This is a genomic window from Candidatus Nanopelagicales bacterium, assembly GCA_028687755.1.
In the GTDB taxonomy this organism is placed as follows: domain Bacteria; phylum Actinomycetota; class Actinomycetes; order S36-B12; family S36-B12; genus UBA11398.
This window is the reverse complement of sequence record JAQTZL010000010.1, coordinates 22,656-43,494: the sequence shown is the minus strand read 5'-3', so window position 1 is coordinate 43,494 and position 20,839 is coordinate 22,656. Positions and strand designations below refer to the sequence as shown.

Here is a 20,839-nt window from a genome sequence, read left to right as displayed (position 1 = left end):
ACACATGGGTGCCCAACAGAGGATCTACCGGCGGCGCATTCGCTCCGTGCAGGCGACCAAGAAGATTACGAAAGCTATGGAGTTGATTGCTTCATCGCGCATCGTGAAGGCGCAACAGCGTCTTGACGCTTCTTTGCCGTACCTGCAACACCTCATGTCAGCGATCAATGCCGCAGCTACTGGCGCAGCTGATATTGCTTCGCATCCACTGATGGCTAATCCAACCGATCGTTCTAAAGCAGCAGTGCTCGTGATAACTGCTGATCGCGGTATGGCTGGTGCGTACTCAGCAAACACCTTGCGGGACGCCGAAGCGCTCTATGCAAATTTGCGCGAAAGTGACGTCACGGCTGTTCCTTACGTGGTCGGTCGCAAGGGTGTGGCGTACTACCGCTTCCGAGAGCGAGCGATGGGTGGGGAGTACACCGGTTTCACGGATCAGCCGACTTACGCAGATGCCAAGGCGATTGCCGCTGATTTACTGAACGCCTTCAATACTCCTGTTGAGGAGGGTGGTGTCGATGAAATTCATATTGTCTACACCCACTTCGTCAACATGGGAACTCAGGAAGTACGCATTCGTCGCGTTCTTCCACTCGAAGTGGTTGATGAAATAGTTACGGTGGAGTCTTCAAGTGAGGCTGTGCCGCTGTACGAATTCGAACCGGATGTCGAAAGCGTTCTTGACGCTCTTTTGCCTCGCTACATTGAGCACTCGGTGTATTCCGCGCTGCTCATGTCGGCAGCATCTGAGCACGCTGCTCGCCGTCGCGCAATGAAGTCTGCAACAGATAATGCTGAAGAACTCATTCGCACACTTACCCGTCAAGCAAACCAGGCCCGTCAGGCCGAGATTACCCAAGAAATCAGCGAGATCGTCGGCGGCGCAGACGCGCTCGCTGCGAGCTAGGAGAAGGAATCGTCATGACTACTCAGACCACCGCTGGAGTGGGACGCGTTGCACGCGTTACCGGACCGGTTGTCGACGTTGAGTTCCCAGTCGAGGCCATGCCCGCGCTGTACAACGCTCTCAATGTCACTGTGTCCTTTGACCAGGGCGAAGAGGGCGGCGCGAACAATCGCGTGTTGACCCTTGAGGTAGCCCAGCACATCGGCGACAACATGGTGCGAGCAATCTCGATGCAGGCAACTGATGGTGTGGTTCGCGGCTCCGAGGTCATCGACACTGGCAACCCAATCATGGTTCCAGTTGGCGACGTCACCAAGGGTCACGTATGGAACACCCTGGGTGTGCCACTTGACGTTCCAGCTGCAAGCTTGGATATCAAGGAGCGTTGGAGTATCCATCGTCAGGCACCTGCCTTCGATCAGCTCGAATCAAAGACCGAAGTTTTCTGGACCGGCATCAAGGTCATCGACCTGCTCACTCCGTACGTTAAGGGTGGAAAGATCGGTCTGTTCGGCGGCGCAGGTGTAGGCAAGACCGTTCTTATCCAGGAAATGATTTACCGCGTAGCGGAAAACTTCTCCGGTGTATCGGTGTTCGCAGGTGTCGGCGAACGTACCCGTGAAGGCAACGACCTTTTCTTGGAAATGAGTGAGTCAGGCGTTCTCGAGAAGACTGCACTCGTCTTCGGTCAGATGGATGAGCCACCTGGCACGCGTCTTCGTGTTGCGTTGACCGCACTCACCATGGCTGAATACTTCCGCGATGTTCAAAAGCAGGACGTGTTGTTGTTCATCGACAACATCTTCCGCTTCACTCAAGCAGGTTCGGAAGTGTCAACGCTGCTCGGCCGTATGCCTTCAGCAGTGGGTTACCAGCCAACACTCGCTGACGAAATGGGTCAGCTCCAAGAGCGCATTACTTCAACACGTGGTCACTCGATTACGTCCCTTCAGGCAATTTATGTTCCTGCAGACGACTTGACCGACCCAGCTCCAGCAACCACATTCGCCCACTTGGACGCAACGACAACGTTGAGCCGTCCAATTTCCGAACTTGGTATTTACCCAGCTGTGGATCCGCTTGACTCAACGTCACGTATTTTGGATCCTCGTTATGTTGGTGCGGAGCACTACGCAGTGGCTGCACGTGTGAAGGAAATTCTGCAGAAGTACAAGGATCTTCAAGACATCATTGCGATCCTTGGTATCGATGAACTTTCTGAAGAAGACAAGATCATTGTTGGTCGCGCTCGTCGCATTCAGCGCTTCCTTTCACAGAACATGTTCGTGGCAGAAGCCTTCACTGGCCAGCCAGGTTCATTCGTCCCAGTTGAAGAGACCATCTCTTCGTTCAAGGCTCTTACTGAAGGTGTGTATGACCACCTCCCAGAACAGGCCTTCTTCATGGCTGGTGGCATCGAAGATGTTGAGAAGGCAGCAGCTGAGTTGGCAAAGAAGTAAGTCATGGCAGAACTCAATGTCAGTGTCGTCTCAGCTGAGCGTGCTCTATGGAGTGGCGAAGCAACGTCGCTCGTAGCAAAGACACCAGAAGGCGAAATCGGCATTCTGGCTGGCCACGAACCAGTGTTGGCCTTGCTTGTCGAAGGTCCTTTGCGCATTGAACGCAGTGATGGTTCAAAGCTTTTGGTCGCCGTCCATGGTGGATTCTTCTCAGTGGCAAATAATTCAGTGCAGATCATTGCCGAACTTGCCGAACTTGCCGAAGACATCGACCTTGAGCGAGCAAAGATCGCGCTCGCCAATGCACAGTCATCATCAACAGACGTAGATGAAGCAGCGATTCGTCGTGCAGAAACTCGGATCTCGGTAGCTGGTCTTGTGAGTGCTGCGCGCTAGTACACAACTATTAAGAAAGGGACCCATGATTTTCTGGGTCCCTTTCTTTTTGTCTAAAGTTTTGAGTGTGCGTGCCTATCGATTAGCGCCAGGAACCCACAGCACGTCGCCACCGGCATCCTTATTGGCCAAACGAGACAGAATAAAGAGAAGGTCGCTGAGGCGATTCAAGTACGTAGCAGTGAGTGGATTCATGCCGCCGTGGTAGGTGTCAAGGGCTGCCCAAGTTGTGCGCTCTGCGCGGCGCACAACGGTGCGAGCCACATGTAGTTGTGCAGCCGCTGGCGTTCCCCCAGGCAACACGAATGAGCGCAGAGGATCAAGTTTTGCGTTGTAGTCATCGCAGGCGCGCTCAAGATAATCGATGTAGCCCTGGGTGACTCGAAGTGGTTCATGTGGGGGATTGTCGACAACTGGAGTACACAAATCTGCGCCGACATCGAAGAGATCATTTTGCACGCGTACGAGCAGGGCGGTGACATCGTCACCGAGCGCCTTCATGGCCAGCACTACACCGATGGCGCAGTTCGCTTCATCGACGTCTGCGTAAGCCTTCAGGCGCGGGTCATTCTTGCCCGTACGGCTCATGTCGCCCAGGGAAGTGGTGCCATCGTCGCCGGTACGGGTATAGATACGCGTCAAATTCACCATGATCTGACCTTACTCCTACGATGAACCCGTGGAACTTCTCAGTGTGGTCGGCGGCGGCCGGCTCGTTGGAGAAGTCCGCGTTACCGGAGCCAAGAATTCTGTCTTGAAGCTCATGGCTGCCGCACTGCTGGCTGAGGGAACCACCACGCTGCTAGATGTGCCCGACATTCTTGACGTCGAGATCATGGCTGAATTGTTACGCCGTCTGGGGTGCGAGGTCACTCACGATCAGGCTGAAGGCATTGTTGCGATCACCGTGCCTGCAGTGCTTGATCATCGCGCTGACTATGACCTTGTTCGGCGCATGAGGGCATCAATTTGCGTGCTCGGGCCGCTGCTTGCCCGTTGTGGCGCAGCCGAAGTCGCGCTTCCTGGCGGCGACAACATCGGTTCGCGTGGACTAGATATGCATGTTGAAGGCCTGATCAAACTTGGTGCACATGCTGTGAATGAACATGGCTACTTGATTGCCTCAAGCGATAAGCGTTTGCATGGCGAATCCGTGTATCTCGATTTTCCTAGTGTGGGCGCCACCGAAACTATTCTCATGGCAGCAGTTACTGCCGAGGGCACCACCGTGATTGACAACGTTGCGCGTGAACCGGAAATTGTTGATATCTGCACGATGCTCAATGAAATGGGTGCGCAGATTTCAGGAATTGGGTCTTCAACTTTGACAATTGAGGGTGTGTCGCAATTACATGCGGTGACTCATCGAACTGTTCCTGATCGCATTGTTGCCGGTACTTGGGCTGTCGCAGCAGCAATCACTCAGGGCGACATCACGATTCACAATGCCAAGCCTGAGCATCTGCAAATTGCGTTAGAAAAGCTTGCAACCGCAGGTGCGGTGATTACTGACGTCGAAGATGGATTCCGAGTAGTCATGAATGAACGACCAAAGTCTGTCGACATTGTCACGCTTCCATACCCAGGATTCCCAACGGATTTGCAGCCTCAGTTCATCGCGCTCAACGCCATCGCTGAAGGTGCGGCTCTGGTTACCGAGAATCTTTTCGAAGCGCGATTCCGGTTTGTGCAAGAGCTGGCTCGCTTGGGGGCGGATGTGCGCACGGATGGGCACCACGCATTGGTGCGTGGGCGAATCGAACTGTCAGGCGCTCCTGTGGAAGCCACTGATATTCGTGCGGGCGCAGGTTTGGTTCTGGCAGGTTTAGTTGCTGAGGGTACGACAACGGTGTACGGCGTTTCGCATATTGACCGTGGGTATTCTGGTTTCGTTCCTGATCTCGTGCGGCTAGGAGCGCAGATTATGAGAGTAGACGAACCGGGTTAAGGCATTCTGAGTATTGCCTGAGCCTGTTCGAGATCCGCAGGCCACACCATCACGCGTGGACCATCAAGAGTGTTCGTCAGGGTGGCACGGACCCCGGCATCTTCAAGTTGCCGTCGCTGAATTTCACCTTCAATGTACGTGCCCGGAACTGATACAGCGACAAGAAGCCCATATTCGTCGCTCGTGCCTGGTTTGGGCGGGGCCGCAATCAGTGAAGAACCACGCGAAAATGCCCACCGCAAGATAAAGATCAGGGCACCGATGGCGAGCAGGGCAAAGATCGGTCCGAAGGCGAAGGAAAAGGCTTTCCATGCGGGCACACGCCTATGGTGCACCTCCCGCGTTTGGTCCCATGCATCGGTACGGTTACGGGGTGCGAATCTTGGTGGCCACCTGTACGGTCGATTACGTTGGTCGGCTCACCGCCCACTTACCCTCTGCCCTACGTGTGATCATGGTCAAGGCTGACGGTTCGGTGCTGATCCATGCTGATGGCGGTTCATATAAGCCATTGAACTGGATGAGTCCACCGTGCTCGCTGAAAGAAAAAGAAGCAGAAGCTGACGAAGACCATGCGCTTTGGTTAGCGGAAAACAAGGCCGGGGAACAGTTACGCATCACGATTCATGAAGTGCAACATGATTCCTCGCATGAACTTGGAATCGATCCAGGTTTGCAAAAAGATGGTGTTGAAGCCCACCTGCAAGTGTTGCTCGCAACTCACGTGAATGTGTTGGGTGAAGATTGGTCGCTCGTTCGTCGCGAATTTCCAACTGCGATTGGGCCCGTTGATCTGATGTGCAAAGACGCCAAGGGCGGATCAGTTGCAGTCGAAATTAAACGGCGCGGAGAAATCGATGGCGTTGAACAACTCACTCGCTACCTAGAACTCTTAAATCGAGACCCTTTGCTAGCGCCCGTGAGCGGGGTGTTTGCTGCACAAGAAATCAAACCGCAAGCGCGCACGCTCGCTGAAGATCGAGGCATTCGCTGTGTTGTCTTGGACTACGAAGCACTTAAGGGAACTGAAGATCCAAGTTTGCGATTGTTTTAGTCATGGGTCGCAAACACCGTCGCGAACCTGAGCGCAATGCGGATCGTCCGGCCTTCTTCACCTATCGTGATGTTGAAAACTTTCACGGTGAAGAGTGGGTAGTGCAAACTGTCACCGGGTCAGCTGCCATCAAGACCTATCGTTGCCCTGGATGTGATCACGAGATTCGCCCATCGACTCCGCACGTCGTTGCTTACCCATCGCAAGATCTTGGCGGAGTAGACGCGCGGCGTCATTGGCATAAGCCGTGTTGGGCTGCACGTCATCACCGTGGACCTCGTCGTTAAGGAAGATCGAATGCCAGAAATCGTTGCCAACTCGGTACTCCCCGCTCGACGTGAGCCAATCACATTGCACACCAGCGATGGATTGACACTCGTAGGTGAACTCGCGCTGCCGATAGATAGGGAACCCACAGCAACAATTGTTTGTTGTCATCCGCTGCCCACTGCTGGCGGTTTCATGGATAGTCATGTGTTGCGCAAGATGGCCTGGCGCCTTCCGGCACTTGCCAATATTGCCATCCTTCGCTTCAACACGCGGGGCACTACAAGTCCACATGGCACGAGCGAAGGAACCTTCGATGAAGGCAATGCGGAAGGTTTGGATTTAGCGGCAGCCTTGGAATTCGTGCGTGATCAAGGGTTACCCACGCCTTGGGTCTTGGGTTGGTCATTTGGTACCGACGTGATTTTGAAACACGCAATCAAGGGTCAAACAGAACAGGGCCTGTGCGGTGCAATTTTATTGTCACCGCCATTGCGCTTTTCGCACGTTTCAGATCTTGATCGTTGGGCAGATTCAGGGTTACCGCTGACGGCCTTGGTCCCTGAAAATGATGACTATCTACAACCGCCGGAAGCTATTGAAAGATTTGCGCGCATTGCGCAGGCAGAAGTCATCGGTGTTCCCGGAGCGGGTCACTTATGGGTTGGCGAAAAATCAGTGCGTGTGGTGCTGAACGAGATTGTGGCTCGCGTGGCCCCACAAAATTCACCACTGCCTCTTGAGTGGGACGGGCCGATGGAACGCTGGAGTGACCTCTAGCTCGTTGTTTTCAGTGGCGCTTTGAGTGCTTCTTTAATCAAGTTCGCGTAGGCACGCGCTCCTTTTTTCGTGAGATGAATGTGATCGGATACGAAATATTCAGGATGGCCTACCGAAGCTGAACGCCAATCAGCAATCACAACATTTGAAAAGTCGGGGGCTACTTTTGCTATCGCTTCATTATTTGAATCGCGCCAACTACGCGGCACATTGTTGTTAATCAAGATAACTCGCTGATGTTTCTTCACGATATTGAGAATCGTTCGCGTCATCGATTCAGTGAGTGTTCCGTTGGTGCCTGTGTGAATTACCACTACGGGGGAAAGCATTCCTTTGCTTTCATACCGACGCATAGGTCCGAGAAAGCCACCAGGGAATCTCGATACTGAGGCATCGATAGCGATTCCAGGCAGTTCCTTTCGCAGCACAGGTCTGGCCCCAAGCATCACTGAATCACCAATGCCGGTGATGGTGGGATTCACAACCCCATCGAGGCGCACACGTTTTTCTTTTCCAACTGCTGCGACAACATCTGCAGCGGTTTGGGTGTTCATTGCTGTATTTGCAAATGCGATACCCAAGCCACCCAGCGTGAGGAAGGCCATGACAGCAGCGCCCATAATCTGAAATCTGGCACGCTGTCGAACCTGCATATTTGGACTCTCGAGTTTCTTGAATGCTCGGCCGATGACGCCTCGTCGGATTGGCATTTCAAGGAAGCGGTAGCTCAGTTCTGCAGCGGCAAAAGTCAGCGCCAGCCGAAGGACCAGCAACCAAACGCCGGTGAGTGAGGTATCGAGTTCAGGCCTGGTCACCGCGAAAATTGGCCAGTGCCATAAGTACAGGCCGTACGAGCGTTGTCCGATATACCGCCAGGGTTGAGTGCCCAGTGCGCGGCCGAAATTTGTGCCGGGGTGGCTGGAGATAACGATCAGCAGAGCAACAACAAGGGCCAGAGCAAGGAAACCGCCGCGATAGAGCCATGGCGTGAATTCACCGACGGTGAAATAGAACAAGAGAAGAGCAGCGAGAGTCGCTAGACCAATGACCGTGAGCCCGTCACGAGTAGTGCGGTTAACAATGGCTTGCACCATGCCTGGGCGCCACACGCTGGCCAAGGCTGCACCAATGAGCAGGCCCATTGCGTGCGAATCAGTGCCGAAGTAGACCCGGCTTGGATCGGCGAGTTCGGGATACCCATGTTGCAAGGAGAGATAGAGCATCCAAATAGTCGAAAGCGCTGCGAGTACGAGGGAAGCAATGAGCACTCCACGCCTGCGCCAAATGCGCATCAAGGTGAAGGCGATGATGGGCCAAACAAAGTAGAACTGTTCTTCAACGGCTAATGACCACAGGTGTTTGAGTAATGGAGGTCGAGCGATGAAGTCGAAGTACGAGGTGTCACCGATGATGTACCACCAGTTATTGACATATAACGCGGAAGCGACGATGTCGCTTGCTGTTTTGTGTGCAGCGTCTTGGTAAATGAATGTGCAGGCAATCGCAACTACAATAAGTAAAGCGATGAGTGCAGGGAATAGGCGGCGGACTCGTCCAAGATAAAAATTCTTGAAATTGATTGCCCCAGTTCGTTCGAATTGTTCGAGTAGAAGTGTGGTGATCAAGAACCCGCTCAGTACAAAAAAGACATCGACGCCAAGAAATCCGCCAGGCAAGAAGCCTAGGTCTGCGTGATAGAGCAAAACTCCGATTACCGCGACTGCGCGGATGCCGTCAAGGCCCGGTAGGTAGCCCATTTCTCCTGATGCGCGCCCACGATCAAGCCGCCAAGGGGTTTGTGGACCAGAGCGCACGAGATCGCTAGAGGTCGGGGAAGTGGCCACGACTCATCGTAGAAGATCGAGGTGACTAATTGATGAACGAAAAGAGATCTTGCAATTGCGTTGCAAGATCGTTGGTACGCGAAAGCCACCAAGCTGCGATTAGTGCTGCGCCTATAGCGAGCACAACAAACAACTTGATGGCTTTGCGTACGAGTGCCAGTAATGCCAAGGCGCCGAGCATGCCGACGACTACTGCAACGATTTCACTTTGATGTTCGTGGAAGAACGTTGTGATTTCGTTGGGCATAAATGAACAGTGTTAGTGAGCAGCGTTCTTGGCTGGTTCGACGAGTTCAACAAGCACGCCACCGCAATCCTTTGGGTGGGCAAAGTTAATGCGTGAACCACCGGTGCCACGGCGAGGTGCGTCGTACAACATGCGAATGCCTTTAGCGCGAAGTGCATCAGCTGCAACCTCTACGTCATCCACGGTGTATGCCATTTGCTGAATGCCAGGGCCATTGCGATCAATGAACTTTGCGATGGTTGATTCTGGGCCAGTTGGGGCAAGCAGCTGAAGTTGAGCTCCGCCGCCGTCTACTGCAACCATGCATTCGCGAACGCCTTGTTCTTCGTTGACTTCTTCGTGAATGACCTTCATTCCAAACATTTCTTCGTAGAACTTCATGGCTACGTCGAGATCTGGAACGGCAATGCCGATGTGGTCTACACGCTTAAAAATGGGATCCATGATCTGAATCTTGCCCTATGGCTTGCGTCGCTGCCATGCACCTGGCTCATCTAGGAGCCTTGTCACAGGTTCGGGCAAATGGTTTGCCGCAACATCAGCCAAGGTGATGTGTTCGAGCACATCGCGCATCGCTGCGCGTACCGCAACCCAGACCTCTTTGAGGTGCTCTGAGGGGCCGGCATATTCCACGTCTTCGGGTCTTTGACCTCGGACCGCGGCAAGTGGGCCATCGAGGGCGCGCACCACATCAGCAATAGTTATGTCCTGTGGGGCAATATTGAGGCGGTAGCCTCCCACGGCGCCTCTTCGACTGGCCACGATGCCAGCAAGTCGCAGTTGTCTCAGAATCCCTTCGAGGAATTTGCCGGGGATCTCTTGGGATTCACTGATTGCTTCGCCTTTGACCAACGTTTGCGGATTGGCCAAGTAGGAGGCTGTGAGTTCCAAGAGAGCACGCATCCCATAATCTGCCTTGGCTGAGATGTACACGTCGCTATTCTCCTCAAATTTAGGGGAAATGCTAGCCGAGTTCGGTCGTGTGTCATGAACCTCGCCGCGATAAGCAAGAATATGCACGTGAACACCCCTTTTGCCGGCCGCGGGGCTATTGATTTAGGTGCCCTTGCGGTAGCCCGTCAACAACAAGAACAAGCAGCAGCGGCCATGGCCAATGCGCCTGAGGGCGTCGTCATTGATGTCACGGAAGCAAGTTTTCAATCCGCAGTCATTGACCAGTCCGAAACAGTTCCAGTGATCTTGGATCTCTGGGCAACCTGGTGTGGCCCTTGCAAGCAACTTTCTCCAGTGTTGGAAAAGCTGGCCGCAGAATCCGGCGGCAAATGGATCTTGGCAAAGATCGACGTTGATGCGCAGCCACGTTTAGCTCAGGCCTTCCAGGTGCAGTCAGTTCCATCCGTGTTCGCAGTGATTAAGGGACAACCTGCTGCACTGTTCCAAGGCGCTCAACCGGAAGCGCAAATTCGTGCGGTGATCGCTGAAGTCCTGAAGATTGCGGCGCAGCAGGGCGTCACTGGAACTGTTGGTGAGGCTCCACAGGTTCTGGATGAAATCGTGAGCGAAGAGGAACCAATTGATCCTCGCTTCGCCGCTGCCTTCGATGCAATTGAAGCTGGCGATTGGCAAGCAGCTGCGAATGCGTATCAAGCAGTGCTCGCGGTGACACCGAATGATGTTGATGCGCAAGCAGGGTTGGCCATGGTTGGTTTGTATGGACGCACTGAATCCGCAGTGCTCAATCCCGCTGCGGCAGTCAATGATGTCGATGCGCAAATGGATCTCGCTGATTCCGATGTACTGAACGGAAACTGGGAATCTGCGTTTAGTCGCTTGATCGCAGCGATCAAAGTCACCGCCGGCGACGATCGAGCACGCTTGCGCACCCGCTTGCTCGAACTGTTCATGATTGCGGGGGACGAGCCAGCGGTAGTTCCTGCACGCACCGCTTTGGCGAGTGCACTTTTCTAATCGTGCTTAAGAGTTAGTTGCGAGCGCGATCGAAATAGAGATACACCGCTGAGAGTGGTGGAACCACTACATCTGCTGACGCTGGTCGTCCATTCCAAGCATTAGGTAGCGCAGTCACTTCGCCTTGATTGCCCAGTCCTGAGCCGCCATAGTGCAGTGCGTCAGTGTTGAGAAGTTCTTGCCATGTACCAACAAAAGGCAAGGCAATGCGGTAGTTCTGATGCGGCACCGGCGACATGTTGATGATGACCGCAACGCAACTGCCTGACTCATCCCAGCGAAGCCAGGAAAACACATTGGCTTCCGCATCATTGGCATTAATCCACTCAAAGCCACGTGGTTGATCATCTAATTGCCAGAGTGCTGGTGTTTCTTTATAGACTCGGTTGAGGTCGATTACTGCTGCTAGGGCGCCCTGATGTTCTGGGTATTCAAGGAGCCACCATTCAAGGCTCTTTTCGCTGTTCCATTCTTGGGATTGCGCGAATTCTGAACCCATGAACAACAAGTTCTTCCCAGGGTGAGCCCACATGAAGCCGAGATACGCGCGCAAATTGGCAAGCTGTTGCCAACGATCACCAGGCATCTTGCCGATGAGTGAACCTTTACCGTGCACGACTTCATCATGCGAAATTGGCAAAATGAATCGCTCGCTATAGGCGTAGACCATTGAAAAGGTCATTTCATTGTGGTGATACTGGCGATGAATCGGCTCATGCTCGACGTAATCAAGCGAGTCGTGCATCCAGCCCATATTCCATTTAAAGCCAAAGCCAAGCCCACCATTAAATGTTGGCTGGGTAACGCCTGGCCACGCAGTTGATTCCTCTGCGATAGTCATAACGCCGGGTACTCGCTTGTATACCGTTGCATTCATCTCTTGTAAGAACTGAACGGCTTCAAGGTTTTCGCGACCACCAAATTGGTTGGGGTACCACTCACCAGCTTTTCGCGAGTAATCCAAGTACAACATTGAAGCCACGCCGTCTACCCGAAGGCCATCAACGTGGTACTCCTCGAGCCAGTAAATGGCATTCGAAACCAAGAAGTTACGTACTTCTGTGCGTCCGTAATTGAAAATAAATGAACCCCAGTCAGGGTGCTCACCGCGACTTGGATCTGGATGTTCGTAGAGTGCAGATCCGTCAAACTTCACCAATGCCCACGGGTCAGTGGCGAAGTGTGCAGGAACCCAGTCAACGATGACACCGATGCCCGCGTTGTGAAGTGCGTCAATCAGAAAACGCAAGTCATCAGGTGAGCCAAAGCGTGACGATGGCGCAAAGTACGAAGTCACGTGGTAGCCCCAAGATGGTGAATATGGGTGCTCAGCAAGTGGCATGAATTCAACGTGAGTGAATCCCGTTCGCTTTACATACTCAACGAGTTCCGTAGCAAGTTCTCGATAGGTCAAGCCTTCGCGCCATGAACCTAAGTGCACTTCATAAATGCTGATGGGGTTGCGATGCGGATCTTTTGCGGCGCGCTGCGCAAGCCAGGCGTGGTCGGTCCACTGATGTGTCGAAGTGAAAACACGTGAACCGGATGCTGGTGGAACCTCAGTGGCATACGCCATCGGATCAGCTTTATCGCGCCAGACTCCGTCTTGCCCAAGGATTTGATATTTGTACGTGACACCGTTACCAATATTGGGAATGAATAATTCCCACACACCCGTTGAACCCAAGGAGCGCATTGGGTGTGCGGTGCCATCCCAGAAGTTGAAGTCACCACTGACACGAACACCTTGAGCACTTGGCGCCCACACGGCAAACGATGTGCCGGTGACTTGGCCTAGGGGAGTGTCGTAGGTGCGCACATGAGCACCCAGTGCGTTCCAGAGTTCCTCGTGACGACCCTCGCTAATGAGATGAAGATCAACATCGCCCAAGGTAGGTAGAAATCGGTATGGATCGTCTCCAGGAATTACTTCCTGGTCGTACGTTGTGTCGAGCGCGTAGGTAGGAATTTGCGTTCCCGACACGATTGCATACCAAATTCCACGGTATTCATGTGTCATCGGAATACGTGAAGTCGGCGTCACCACTGTGACGGCTTTTGCTAATGGTCGAAGCGCGCGAATAGTGACCGAGTCGGTTCCAATATGTGGGCCAAGAATGCTGTGAGGGTCGTGATGCCATCCATCGACAATGCGATCAAGATCGCTTTGGGGGATAACGATGGTGCTAGCGGATTGCGCTGCCATCTGATGACCCCTTCGGTAGGTAAATCACGTGAGCGACCTGTTCCCATGGTGCTAGGCGTACATATGTGTGCTGCTCCCAGGTCCAAGAGTGGTCGTTCAAGAGGTCTTGCGCAATAAAGCGTTCGTTCCATTCGAGACCAAAAGCGGGCATATCCCACCAGATATTGCTGTGGTGTTCGTTGTAGGAATCTAGATTTACGACCACCAAAATCGTGTCGCCTTGATCGTGTTTAGAAAAGGCAATGACATTCGGGTTATCGCTGGCATGGAATTTCAAGGAACGTAGGTCTTGAAGAGCGGGGTGATTGCGACGAATCTGATTGAGCTTGGTCAGCATCGGTGCAAGCGTGATGCCAAGTTCATCGGCCTGCTGCCAATCGCGAGGACGGTATTGGAACTTCTCGGTATCGAGGTACTCCTCGCTACCAGGTTTGAGCGCTACATGCTCGAAGAGTTCAAATCCGCTGTAAATGCCATAGGTAGGAGCCAAGGTTGCAGCGAGTACCGCGCGGATTGCGAACGCATGCGGTCCACCGTCTTGAAGATACTCAGTCAATATGTCGGGAGTATTCGTGAAGAGGTTCGGGCGCATTGACTCAGCGGCGCTGGAAGCGAGTTGGTTGAGGTATTGCTCAATTTCCCCGCGTTCATTGCGCCAAGTGAAATAGGTGTAACTTTGCTGAAATCCAACTTCGGCAAGCGCGCGCATCATTGGTGGGCGAGTGAAAGCTTCCGCTAAGAAAAGTACATCAGGATCTGTTGCATTGATCGCGGCGATGAGTCGTTCCCACACCCACACGGGCTTGGTGTGTGGGTTATCAACGCGGAAAATTCGAACTCCATGTTCAACCCAAAATCGCGTTACACGTTCAACCTCGAGGTACAGGCCTTCAGGATCGTTATCGAAATTCAGTGGGTAAATGTCTTGGTATTTTTTCGGTGGATTTTCAGCGTAGGCAATGCTTCCATCAGCGCGGGTAGTGAACCACTCAGGGTGGGCAGTTACCCACGGATGATCAGGTGCAGCTTGCAATGCAAGGTCGAGTGCAATTTCCATACCGAGTGCATTTGCATGTTTCACAAATGCAGCAAAATCCTTCAACGTTCCAAGGTCAGGATGCACAGCATCGTGCCCCCCGGCCTTTGATCCAATTGCCCAAGGTGACCCGGGGTCCCCTGCCTTAGGTGTCAACGTGTTATTTGGACCTTTGCGGTTGACTTCACCTACTGGGTGAATGGGTGGCACATACACAACATCGAAACCCATGTCGGCAATCGCATTGAGGCGTTGAGTTGCGGCGCGAAACGTGCCTGATGTTTTCTTCGCAACATCTGCGCCTTCACTGCGTGGAAACATTTCGTACCAAGCGCCAACAAGTGCACGGCGGCGTTGCACGCGCAGTGGCCACGGGCCACTCGTGGTAACAAATTCACGAAGCGGGTTGTCGTGCATTGCTCGCTCAACTTGAGGATCAGTTGCTGCGGCAAGTTTCACAAGAGGGGGCAATTGTGAACGCAGCGTGCTGATGACTGTTGAAAGAAGTGTGTGGTTCGCACCACTGAATGCCGCAAGCGCGCGTTCAAGAATGCGCGCCCCTTCTTCACATTCAAGATCAACATCAAGATTTGCTGGAATCTTAATTTCAGCTCGATGGGTCCACGTTCCCCAAGGATCACCCCACGCTTCAATGTTGAAATGCCACAGCCCCATGGCGTCTGGACGCACATGTGCGCTCCAGGTGTCCAGGCCGTCGTTATTAGCGCGCATGCGCACTCGGGAATGTTCTTGGCCATCTGGGTTATGAAGCACGACCTCAACTCCCAAGCTGTCGTGACCTTCGCGAAAGGCCGTGGCTCGAATGGGAATTAATTCGCCGGCAGCAGCGGCTGCGGCTCGTCTACCGCCAAGAACAACAGGCGAAATATCAGTGATCGGGAAGCGGCCTGAGAGCTCTGCGGCCACTGTGGTGACCGGGGCTAGCCATGGCGAATTGGAAAGGCTTACGTCAGATTCTGACCGAGGTTTTCCGATTCGGGACATGACCCAAACCGTACCCGCGAATGGGGGAATCTGGCAGTCCGTCGCGTCAAGGGCGCCCGTTTAGCCCGGTAGGTACCTAAATGTTTCCTGAAATTCACATGGCTGTGACCTCCTCGGTGATGTAAACGCTGTCATATCGGCTATGGTTTTTCACGTGAGAGCCATACGCCGATTCACCGTCCGAACTGTCCTTCCAGCGCGCCTTGCAGCCCTTGAGGAACTCAGCCTCAATCTGCATTGGTCTTGGGATCCTGAAACCCGCGATCTGTTCGCGGCCATTGATCATGATCTTTGGCAGGCGGTAGGCGAAGACCCTGTTCGCTTGCTCGGAGAAGTGTCAGCGGAGCGCCTGGCTGAACTCGCCAATGATGATGGTTATGTCGGTTGGGTTGAGCAGCGTGTGAACAAGTTGCGCGGCTACCTCACCAGTGATCGCTGGTATCAGTCACTGGGTAACGAAGCTGCAGCAGGCATTGCGTATTTCTCACCGGAATTTGGTGTGACCGCGGCTTTGCCTCAGTACTCAGGTGGCTTGGGCATTCTGGCTGGTGATCATTTAAAGACTGCAAGTGATCTCGGCGTACCGATCATTGCTCTTGGTTTGTTCTATCGCGCCGGCTACTTCAATCAGTCACTTTCGCGTGATGGTTGGCAGATGGAGCGCTACCCAGTGTGTGATCCAGATGGCAGCCCCGTCACCTTGCTTCGTGAAGCAGATGGCAGCCCAGCGAAGGTTGCTGTTGGTCTCAATGGTGGGCGTGTGATTCACGCACATATTTGGGTAGCGCAAGTTGGCAGTGTTCCGCTACTGATGCTTGACTCCGATGTAGAAGAAAATGCACCAACCGAACGTGAAGTCACTGACCGCCTGTACGGAGGTGGTGGAGAGCATCGCCTACACCAAGAAATGTTGCTCGGCATTGGTGGTGTTCGTGCACTTCGCGCCTACTGCCGCATTACCGGCGCACCTGCGCCTGAGGTTTTCCATACCAACGAAGGTCACGCTGGATTCTTGGGCCTTGAGCGCATTCGCGAACTCGTGCAATCAGATCGGGGCTTGTCATATGACGAAGCATTCGAAGCAGTGCGCGCAGGGACGGTGTTCACCACGCACACCCCGGTACCTGCAGGAATTGACCGATTCCCACGCGATCTCGTAGCTAAGACCTTTGGTGGCGATAACGCGGCAGATGGTGTTCCTGTTGAACGCATTCTCGCGTTGGGCACTGAGGATTACGAAGGTGGAGATCCCAGCGTCTTCAACATGGCTGTCATGGGACTGCGCATTGCGGGTCGCGCAAACGGCGTGAGTTTGTTGCACGGTGTGGTGTCCCGCGGAATGTTCGCGGGTCTGTGGGCGGGGTTTGACGCCGAGGATGTGCCAATCACATCGATCACCAATGGTGTACACGCCCCTACGTGGGTATCCCGTCAGATTCGCGATTTAGCGCTGAGTGCTGATAACGCCGGATTACTGAACGAAGCGCAAGGATGGGAAGCAATCGCGCAAGCGTCAGATGAACGTATCTGGGCAGTTAAGCGTCAGCTGCGCGAAGTGCTGATCGAAGACGCTCGTAAGAGACTTCGTGAATCTTGGCTCTTGCGTGGAGCAAGCGATGCTGAACTCCAATGGATCGATGGCGTGTTGGATCCAGACATTCTCACTATTGGGTTCGCTCGCCGCGTGCCGTCGTATAAGCGACTCACCTTGATGCTGCGCGACAAGAACCGTTTGCGTGCGCTGTTACTTGATGAGAAGCGTCCGGTGCAATTGGTTGTTGCCGGAAAGTCACACCCTGCAGATGATGGCGGCAAGAAACTCATTCAAGAACTTGTTCAGTTTGCTGATGAAGAGGGCGTTCGCCATCGGATCGTGTTCCTGCCAAATTACGACATGGCGATGGCAACATTGCTGTACCCAGGTTGCGATGTGTGGCTCAACAACCCGATTCGTCCGCTTGAAGCATCTGGCACCTCAGGCATGAAGGCAGCGCTCAACGGTGCACTCAACTTGTCCATCCTCGATGGCTGGTGGGATGAATGGTTCGATGGTCAAAATGGCTGGGCCATTCCAACTGCTGATGGTGTTGAAGATCCTGATCATCGTGATGATCTTGAAGCAGCGGCGTTGTATGACCTGATTGAAAAGTCTGTGGCGCCAACTTTCTACGAGAACAACGCTCACGGTGTTCCTGCTCGATGGATCGGCATGGTTCGTCATACCTTGAGCACGCTTGGGCCAAAGGTGCTGGCTAGCCGCATGGTTCGCGATTACGTCAACACGTTGTATTTGCCGGCAGCTCATGCAGGTCGTGCGGCAAATGCTGACAATTTCGCACTTGCTCGTGAAGTTGCTGCTTGGAAATCCCAAGTGCGCAGTTCATGGGGAACAGCGCGTGTTGAGCATGTCGAGATTCAAGGTGTCGGTGACACCGTGAACCTTGGAACTGATGTTGAAATCCGTGCCTATGTTGCACTCGGTGATCTCAAGCCTGAAGACATCATTGTGCAGGTTGTGCATGGTCGTGTTGATTCATTCGATGTGATCGTGAATGCGCAGACTCCAGCAATGAGCGTTGTCGAGGGTTATGACGGAAACCGCTGGTTGTACTCGCTGAAGTTGAACTTGGCACAGAACGGTCCATTTGGCTACACCGTTCGAATCCTGCCTAACCATCGCGGTCTTGCATCGCCTCAGGAAATGGGATTACAGATTCAGCCCGTGGTTGCTGCCGAAGTTCATGCTGGTGAAAAGCCAGTGCAGTTCGATAAATAGTTCCGCTAACTGCTGATACGAAACAGCAGCAAGCTCAATGGAGCCATCGTCACGGTGGCTCCCGCTTGCATTTCCGGCCACGTGTTTGCATTGACGTTCGCAGCACTATCGAGTTCACAAACGTACGTGTTCGCGTAAGGGCTGCCTGGCAACACGAAGTCTTGAGGGCCTTCACCGGCATGAATGATGAGTAAGAATGACGCATCGGCATGAGGCGAAAATTCATCACTGTGTGGCAATTCGCCCGTGATGAACATTCCTAATGTTCTGCGGTCGCCTTGGTGCCAGGCATCTGCGGGAATGTCATTTCCATCGGTGCCGATCCAAGCCAAGTCTTTTGGTCCGCCTTCGTGAAGTGGTTTTCCATCGAAGTGATAACGCTGGCGGAAGGTTCGGTACTTGTGTCGAATCTGCATTGTTCTTTGGTTGAACGAGAGTAAATCCCATTGCGCCTGTGACAGATCCCAATTGACCCAAGAAATTTCGTTGTCCTGGCAGTAGGCGTTGTTATTGCCCAGTTGAGTTCGTCCGAATTCATCTCCTGCGGTAATCATGGGAACGCCAGTAGAAAGCGCGAGAGTCGCGAACATGTTTCGGAGTTGGCGTTCGCGAACGTTCAGGATGGCTTCGTCTGAAGTCGGGCCCTCGACTCCGTAATTACGTGAACGGTTGTTGTCAGTGCCATCGCGGTTGTCTTCACCATTAGCCAAATTGTGTTTATGTTCGTAGCTCACCAGATCCTTCATGGTGAATCCATCGTGTGCCGTGATGAAGTTGATCGATGCAAACGGACGGCGCCCGTCTTCTCCGTACAGGTCCGCAGAACCCGTGAGGCGCCAACCAATTTCGCCGATACCAGCTGCTCCGCGCCACCAGTCACGGACGCAGTCGCGGTATTTGTCATTCCATTCAGTCCATAACGGTGGGAATTCGCCAACTTGGTACCCGCCGGGGCCAACATCCCAAGGTTCTGCGATCAGTTTGACTCGGCGCAGAACAGGATCCTGCTGAAGAGTGGACATGAACGTTCCCAGCATTTCGACATCGTGCATTGAACGGGCAAGTGCAGAAGCCAGATCGAAACGGAAACCATCCACATGCATTTCGGTGACCCAGTATCGAAGCGAATCCATCACCATCTGAAGTACATGTGGACTCGAAAGGTTCAGAGTGTTTCCGGTTCCTGTGTAATCAGAGTAGGCGCGCCCGTTTTGGCTGAGGTGGTAGTAATCATCGTTATCAATTCCACGGAAGCTGAGTGTTGGGCCGAATTGGTTGCCTTCAGCGGTGTGGTTGTAGACAACATCAAGAATTACTTCGAGGCCTGCAGCATGTAATGACTTCACCATGTTCTTGAATTCGTTGACCTGTTGGCCGCGGCTTCCCGTTGAACTGTATGCGTGATGTGGAGCAAAGAAGCCAATGGAGTTGTAGCCCCAATAGTTTGTAAGTCCAAGTTCCATAAGGTGAACTTCATCCACAAACTGATGGATAGGGAGCAACTCAACTGCGGTGACACCACATGCAACGAGGTGCTCAATTACGCTGGGATGGGCCAAGCCTGCGTAGGTGCCGCGTTGGTGCTCAGGAACGCTGGGATGAAGCTTGGTGAGGCCTTTGACATGAGCCTCGTAAATAACCGTGTCACTCCACGGCGTATTGGGAGCTTGATCATTTCCCCAGTCAAAGCTGGTATCCGTCAAAACCGATTTAGGAACGTACGGTGCGGAGTTTTCTGCATTAAAGGCAAGATCATCGTTGCCAATGTGGCCATTGACAGCGGTATTCAATACGAGCTGACCATCAATGGCTTTGGCGTAGGGGTCAATCAATAATTTATTGGGATTCCACCGGTGCCCAATAGCAGGGTTCCAGTCGCCGTGAACTCTGAATCCATAGCGCGTACCCACGGGCATATGCGGGATATGGGCATTGAAAATATTGAAGACACGTTCATTTAGCTCAATTTGATGCTCATTGCCTTCATCATCAAAAGTACAGAGGTATACCTGACTGGCACCCTGGGCCCAGATCGCGGCGAAGGCGCCGCCATTTCCGTCGGGGCGAACGCCGAGTGGATCCCAGCGTTGTGGGTGGGTGAGCGGCACCTGATAACGCTAACAGGGTCACAAAGGGACGAAAGCGACGCTAGGCTGCCGCAATCCCATATTTTGTACGGAGAAATGATGTCTGAGTTCGTCAAGCTTGAAGTTCGAGATTCCGTCGGCATTGTTCATTTGCAGCGCCCCAAAATGAATGCCTTAAATGCACAAATGCAGCGTGAAATCGGCGCTATCGCTTTGGAAATCTCAGGGCGTGCAGACATCAACGCTGTGGTCATTTATGGCGGAGAGCGAGTGTTCGCTGCTGGGGCTGATGTGAAAGAAATGGCTGATATGACGTATCAGGAAGCCATTCAGTTCTCGATCGCGCTTGAATCTTTTTTCACTGACGTAGCAAATATTGCTCAACCAACAATTGCCGCGATCACTGGGTTTGCGCTTGGCGGAGGGTGTGAGCTCGCACTGGCCTGTGACTTCCGCGTCAGTGCAGACAACGCAAAACTTGGGCAGCCAGAGATTTTGCTGGGACTGATCCCAGGAGCTGGCGGAACTCAACGCTTGCCGCGCCTGATTGGCCCAGCGAAGGCCAAGGATCTGATTTTCACTGGCCGATTTGTTGATGCGCAGGAAGCGCTCGAGATCGGTCTGGTTGACGTGGTTGTGCCAAATGAGCAGGTACTCGATCGTGCGCTTGAGTGGGCTCAACAATTAGCCAAGGGCCCCCGGATCGCAATGCAGGCGGCTAAGCGAGCAATAGACCTTGGCCTGGATGTTGATCTCAATACCGGTATTGAAATCGAACGCCAGGCATTTGCTGGCCTTTTCGCGACTCAGGATGCCCGAATTGGAATGCGTTCATTCGTGGAAAATGGGGCGGGGAAAGCAACGTTCACGGGCCAATAGTCCGAGCACTACCAT

Annotated in this window: 19 protein-coding genes; 10 read left to right on the top strand and 9 right to left on the bottom strand. The window is 53.4% G+C overall.

Features of this window, described 5'->3' with window-relative positions; translation table 11 throughout:
• Positions 1–4: 4 nt before the first annotated feature.
• From PHN51_10660 to PHN51_10650, 3 genes are read left to right on the top strand one after another with little or no spacing between them, the layout of a single operon-like run.
• Positions 5–910 carry a F0F1 ATP synthase subunit gamma gene (locus tag PHN51_10660; protein ID MDD2819237.1) on the top strand — a complete coding sequence of 302 codons (906 nt, stop codon included), beginning with the start codon at positions 5–7 and terminating at the stop codon, positions 908–910.
• Between the two features lie 14 nt (positions 911–924).
• Complete coding sequence (atpD, locus tag PHN51_10655) at positions 925–2,370, top strand: F0F1 ATP synthase subunit beta (protein ID MDD2819236.1); 1,446 nt, start codon at positions 925–927, stop codon at positions 2,368–2,370.
• 3 nt (positions 2,371–2,373) lie between these two features.
• Positions 2,374–2,766: a F0F1 ATP synthase subunit epsilon gene (locus PHN51_10650; protein ID MDD2819235.1), complete on the top strand. Its 393-nt coding sequence runs from the start codon at positions 2,374–2,376 to the stop codon at positions 2,764–2,766.
• A 75-nt stretch (positions 2,767–2,841) separates the two neighbouring features.
• Here PHN51_10650 and PHN51_10645 read toward each other — a convergent pair whose 3' ends face one another.
• Positions 2,842–3,417: a cob(I)yrinic acid a,c-diamide adenosyltransferase gene (locus PHN51_10645; protein MDD2819234.1), complete on the bottom strand. Its 576-nt coding sequence runs from the start codon at positions 3,415–3,417 to the stop codon at positions 2,842–2,844.
• A 28-nt stretch (positions 3,418–3,445) separates the two neighbouring features.
• Between PHN51_10645 and murA the strand changes: the two genes are divergently transcribed.
• Entirely contained in the window at positions 3,446–4,714 is a 1,269-nt protein-coding gene (murA, locus tag PHN51_10640) for a UDP-N-acetylglucosamine 1-carboxyvinyltransferase (protein ID MDD2819233.1), read from the top strand.
• Here murA and PHN51_10635 read toward each other — a convergent pair.
• Positions 4,711–5,034, bottom strand: a complete 324-nt coding sequence (locus PHN51_10635) for a hypothetical protein (GenBank protein MDD2819232.1) — start codon at positions 5,032–5,034, stop codon at positions 4,711–4,713. The two genes, murA and PHN51_10635, sit on opposite strands and share 4 nt — an antisense overlap.
• Before the next feature lie 53 nt (positions 5,035–5,087).
• Between PHN51_10635 and nucS the strand changes: the two genes are divergently transcribed.
• Genes nucS through PHN51_10620 form a run of 3 tightly spaced genes read left to right on the top strand, consistent with a single transcriptional unit; the run spans position 5,088 to position 6,815 of the window.
• A complete protein-coding gene (gene nucS / locus PHN51_10630; protein ID MDD2819231.1) occupies positions 5,088–5,768 on the top strand; it encodes an endonuclease NucS in 681 nt (226 codons plus the stop codon).
• Positions 5,769–5,770: 2 nt separating this feature from the next.
• The gene (locus tag PHN51_10625; protein ID MDD2819230.1) at positions 5,771–6,055 is read left to right on the top strand and encodes a hypothetical protein; all 285 of its coding nucleotides are present in this window, start codon (positions 5,771–5,773) and stop codon (positions 6,053–6,055) included.
• A gap of 10 nt (positions 6,056–6,065) precedes the next feature.
• The gene (locus tag PHN51_10620) at positions 6,066–6,815 is read left to right on the top strand and encodes a hypothetical protein (GenBank protein MDD2819229.1); all 750 of its coding nucleotides are present in this window, start codon (positions 6,066–6,068) and stop codon (positions 6,813–6,815) included.
• On the opposite strand, the gene PHN51_10615 is transcribed toward PHN51_10620, so the two are convergent.
• Genes PHN51_10615 through PHN51_10600 form a run of 4 tightly spaced genes read right to left on the bottom strand, consistent with a single transcriptional unit; the run spans position 6,812 to position 9,839 of the window.
• Positions 6,812–8,659, bottom strand: a complete 1,848-nt coding sequence (locus tag PHN51_10615; GenBank protein MDD2819228.1) for an acyltransferase family protein — start codon at positions 8,657–8,659, stop codon at positions 6,812–6,814. The two genes, PHN51_10620 and PHN51_10615, sit on opposite strands and share 4 nt — an antisense overlap.
• 25 nt (positions 8,660–8,684) lie before the next feature.
• Positions 8,685–8,906 (bottom strand): hypothetical protein, encoded by a 222-nt coding sequence (locus PHN51_10610; GenBank protein MDD2819227.1) that lies wholly within the window; start codon positions 8,904–8,906, stop codon positions 8,685–8,687.
• 12 nt (positions 8,907–8,918) lie between these two features.
• On the bottom strand, positions 8,919–9,350 hold the full coding sequence (gene mce, locus PHN51_10605; GenBank protein MDD2819226.1) for a methylmalonyl-CoA epimerase: 432 nt from the start codon (positions 9,348–9,350) through the stop codon (positions 8,919–8,921).
• Between the two features lie 15 nt (positions 9,351–9,365).
• The gene (locus PHN51_10600; protein MDD2819225.1) at positions 9,366–9,839 is read right to left on the bottom strand and encodes an Rrf2 family transcriptional regulator; all 474 of its coding nucleotides are present in this window, start codon (positions 9,837–9,839) and stop codon (positions 9,366–9,368) included.
• Positions 9,840–9,926: 87 nt separating this feature from the next.
• On the opposite strand from PHN51_10600, the gene PHN51_10595 reads away from it, so the two are divergent.
• Entirely contained in the window at positions 9,927–10,835 is a 909-nt protein-coding gene (locus PHN51_10595) for a tetratricopeptide repeat protein (GenBank protein ID MDD2819224.1), read from the top strand.
• 13 nt (positions 10,836–10,848) lie between these two features.
• Here the strand turns inward: PHN51_10595 and glgB are convergent, their stop codons facing one another.
• Together glgB and PHN51_10585 are read right to left on the bottom strand one after the other, a co-directional pair.
• The gene (gene glgB / locus PHN51_10590; GenBank protein ID MDD2819223.1) at positions 10,849–13,041 is read right to left on the bottom strand and encodes a 1,4-alpha-glucan branching protein GlgB; all 2,193 of its coding nucleotides are present in this window, start codon (positions 13,039–13,041) and stop codon (positions 10,849–10,851) included.
• Entirely contained in the window at positions 13,022–15,082 is a 2,061-nt protein-coding gene (locus PHN51_10585; protein MDD2819222.1) for an alpha-1,4-glucan--maltose-1-phosphate maltosyltransferase, read from the bottom strand. Before PHN51_10585 ends, glgB begins: the two co-directional genes overlap by 20 nt.
• A gap of 154 nt (positions 15,083–15,236) precedes the next feature.
• Between PHN51_10585 and glgP the strand changes: the two genes are divergently transcribed.
• Positions 15,237–17,858: an alpha-glucan family phosphorylase gene (glgP, locus tag PHN51_10580; GenBank protein ID MDD2819221.1), complete on the top strand. Its 2,622-nt coding sequence runs from the start codon at positions 15,237–15,239 to the stop codon at positions 17,856–17,858.
• A gap of 5 nt (positions 17,859–17,863) precedes the next feature.
• On the opposite strand, the gene glgX is transcribed toward glgP, so the two are convergent.
• A complete protein-coding gene (gene glgX, locus PHN51_10575) occupies positions 17,864–19,966 on the bottom strand; it encodes a glycogen debranching protein GlgX (protein ID MDD2819220.1) in 2,103 nt (700 codons plus the stop codon).
• 78 nt (positions 19,967–20,044) lie between these two features.
• Here glgX and PHN51_10570 point away from each other — a divergent pair, with 78 nt between their 5' ends.
• A complete protein-coding gene (locus PHN51_10570) occupies positions 20,045–20,824 on the top strand; it encodes an enoyl-CoA hydratase-related protein (GenBank protein ID MDD2819219.1) in 780 nt (259 codons plus the stop codon).
• The last annotated feature ends 15 nt before the right edge of the window (positions 20,825–20,839 follow it).

Bases quoted from the DNA above. Each gene is read 5' to 3' on its own strand.
- PHN51_10610 (MDD2819227.1), bottom strand. From the start codon at position 8,906: ATGCCCAACGAAATCACAACGTTCTTCCACGAACATCAAAGTGAAATC.
- glgB (MDD2819223.1), bottom strand. From the start codon at position 13,041: ATGGCAGCGCAATCCGCTAGCACCATCGTTATCCCCCAAAGCGATCTT.
- PHN51_10650 (MDD2819235.1), top strand. From the start codon at position 2,374: ATGGCAGAACTCAATGTCAGTGTCGTCTCAGCTGAGCGTGCTCTATGG.
- PHN51_10645 (MDD2819234.1), bottom strand. From the start codon at position 3,417: ATGGTGAATTTGACGCGTATCTATACCCGTACCGGCGACGATGGCACC.
- PHN51_10660 (MDD2819237.1), top strand. From the start codon at position 5: ATGGGTGCCCAACAGAGGATCTACCGGCGGCGCATTCGCTCCGTGCAG.
- PHN51_10620 (MDD2819229.1), top strand. From the start codon at position 6,066: ATGCCAGAAATCGTTGCCAACTCGGTACTCCCCGCTCGACGTGAGCCA.
- atpD (MDD2819236.1), top strand. From the start codon at position 925: ATGACTACTCAGACCACCGCTGGAGTGGGACGCGTTGCACGCGTTACC.
- mce (MDD2819226.1), bottom strand. From the start codon at position 9,350: ATGGATCCCATTTTTAAGCGTGTAGACCACATCGGCATTGCCGTTCCA.
- PHN51_10570 (MDD2819219.1), top strand. From the start codon at position 20,045: ATGTCTGAGTTCGTCAAGCTTGAAGTTCGAGATTCCGTCGGCATTGTT.
- PHN51_10625 (MDD2819230.1), top strand. From the start codon at position 5,771: ATGGGTCGCAAACACCGTCGCGAACCTGAGCGCAATGCGGATCGTCCG.
- PHN51_10585 (MDD2819222.1), bottom strand. From the start codon at position 15,082: ATGTCCCGAATCGGAAAACCTCGGTCAGAATCTGACGTAAGCCTTTCC.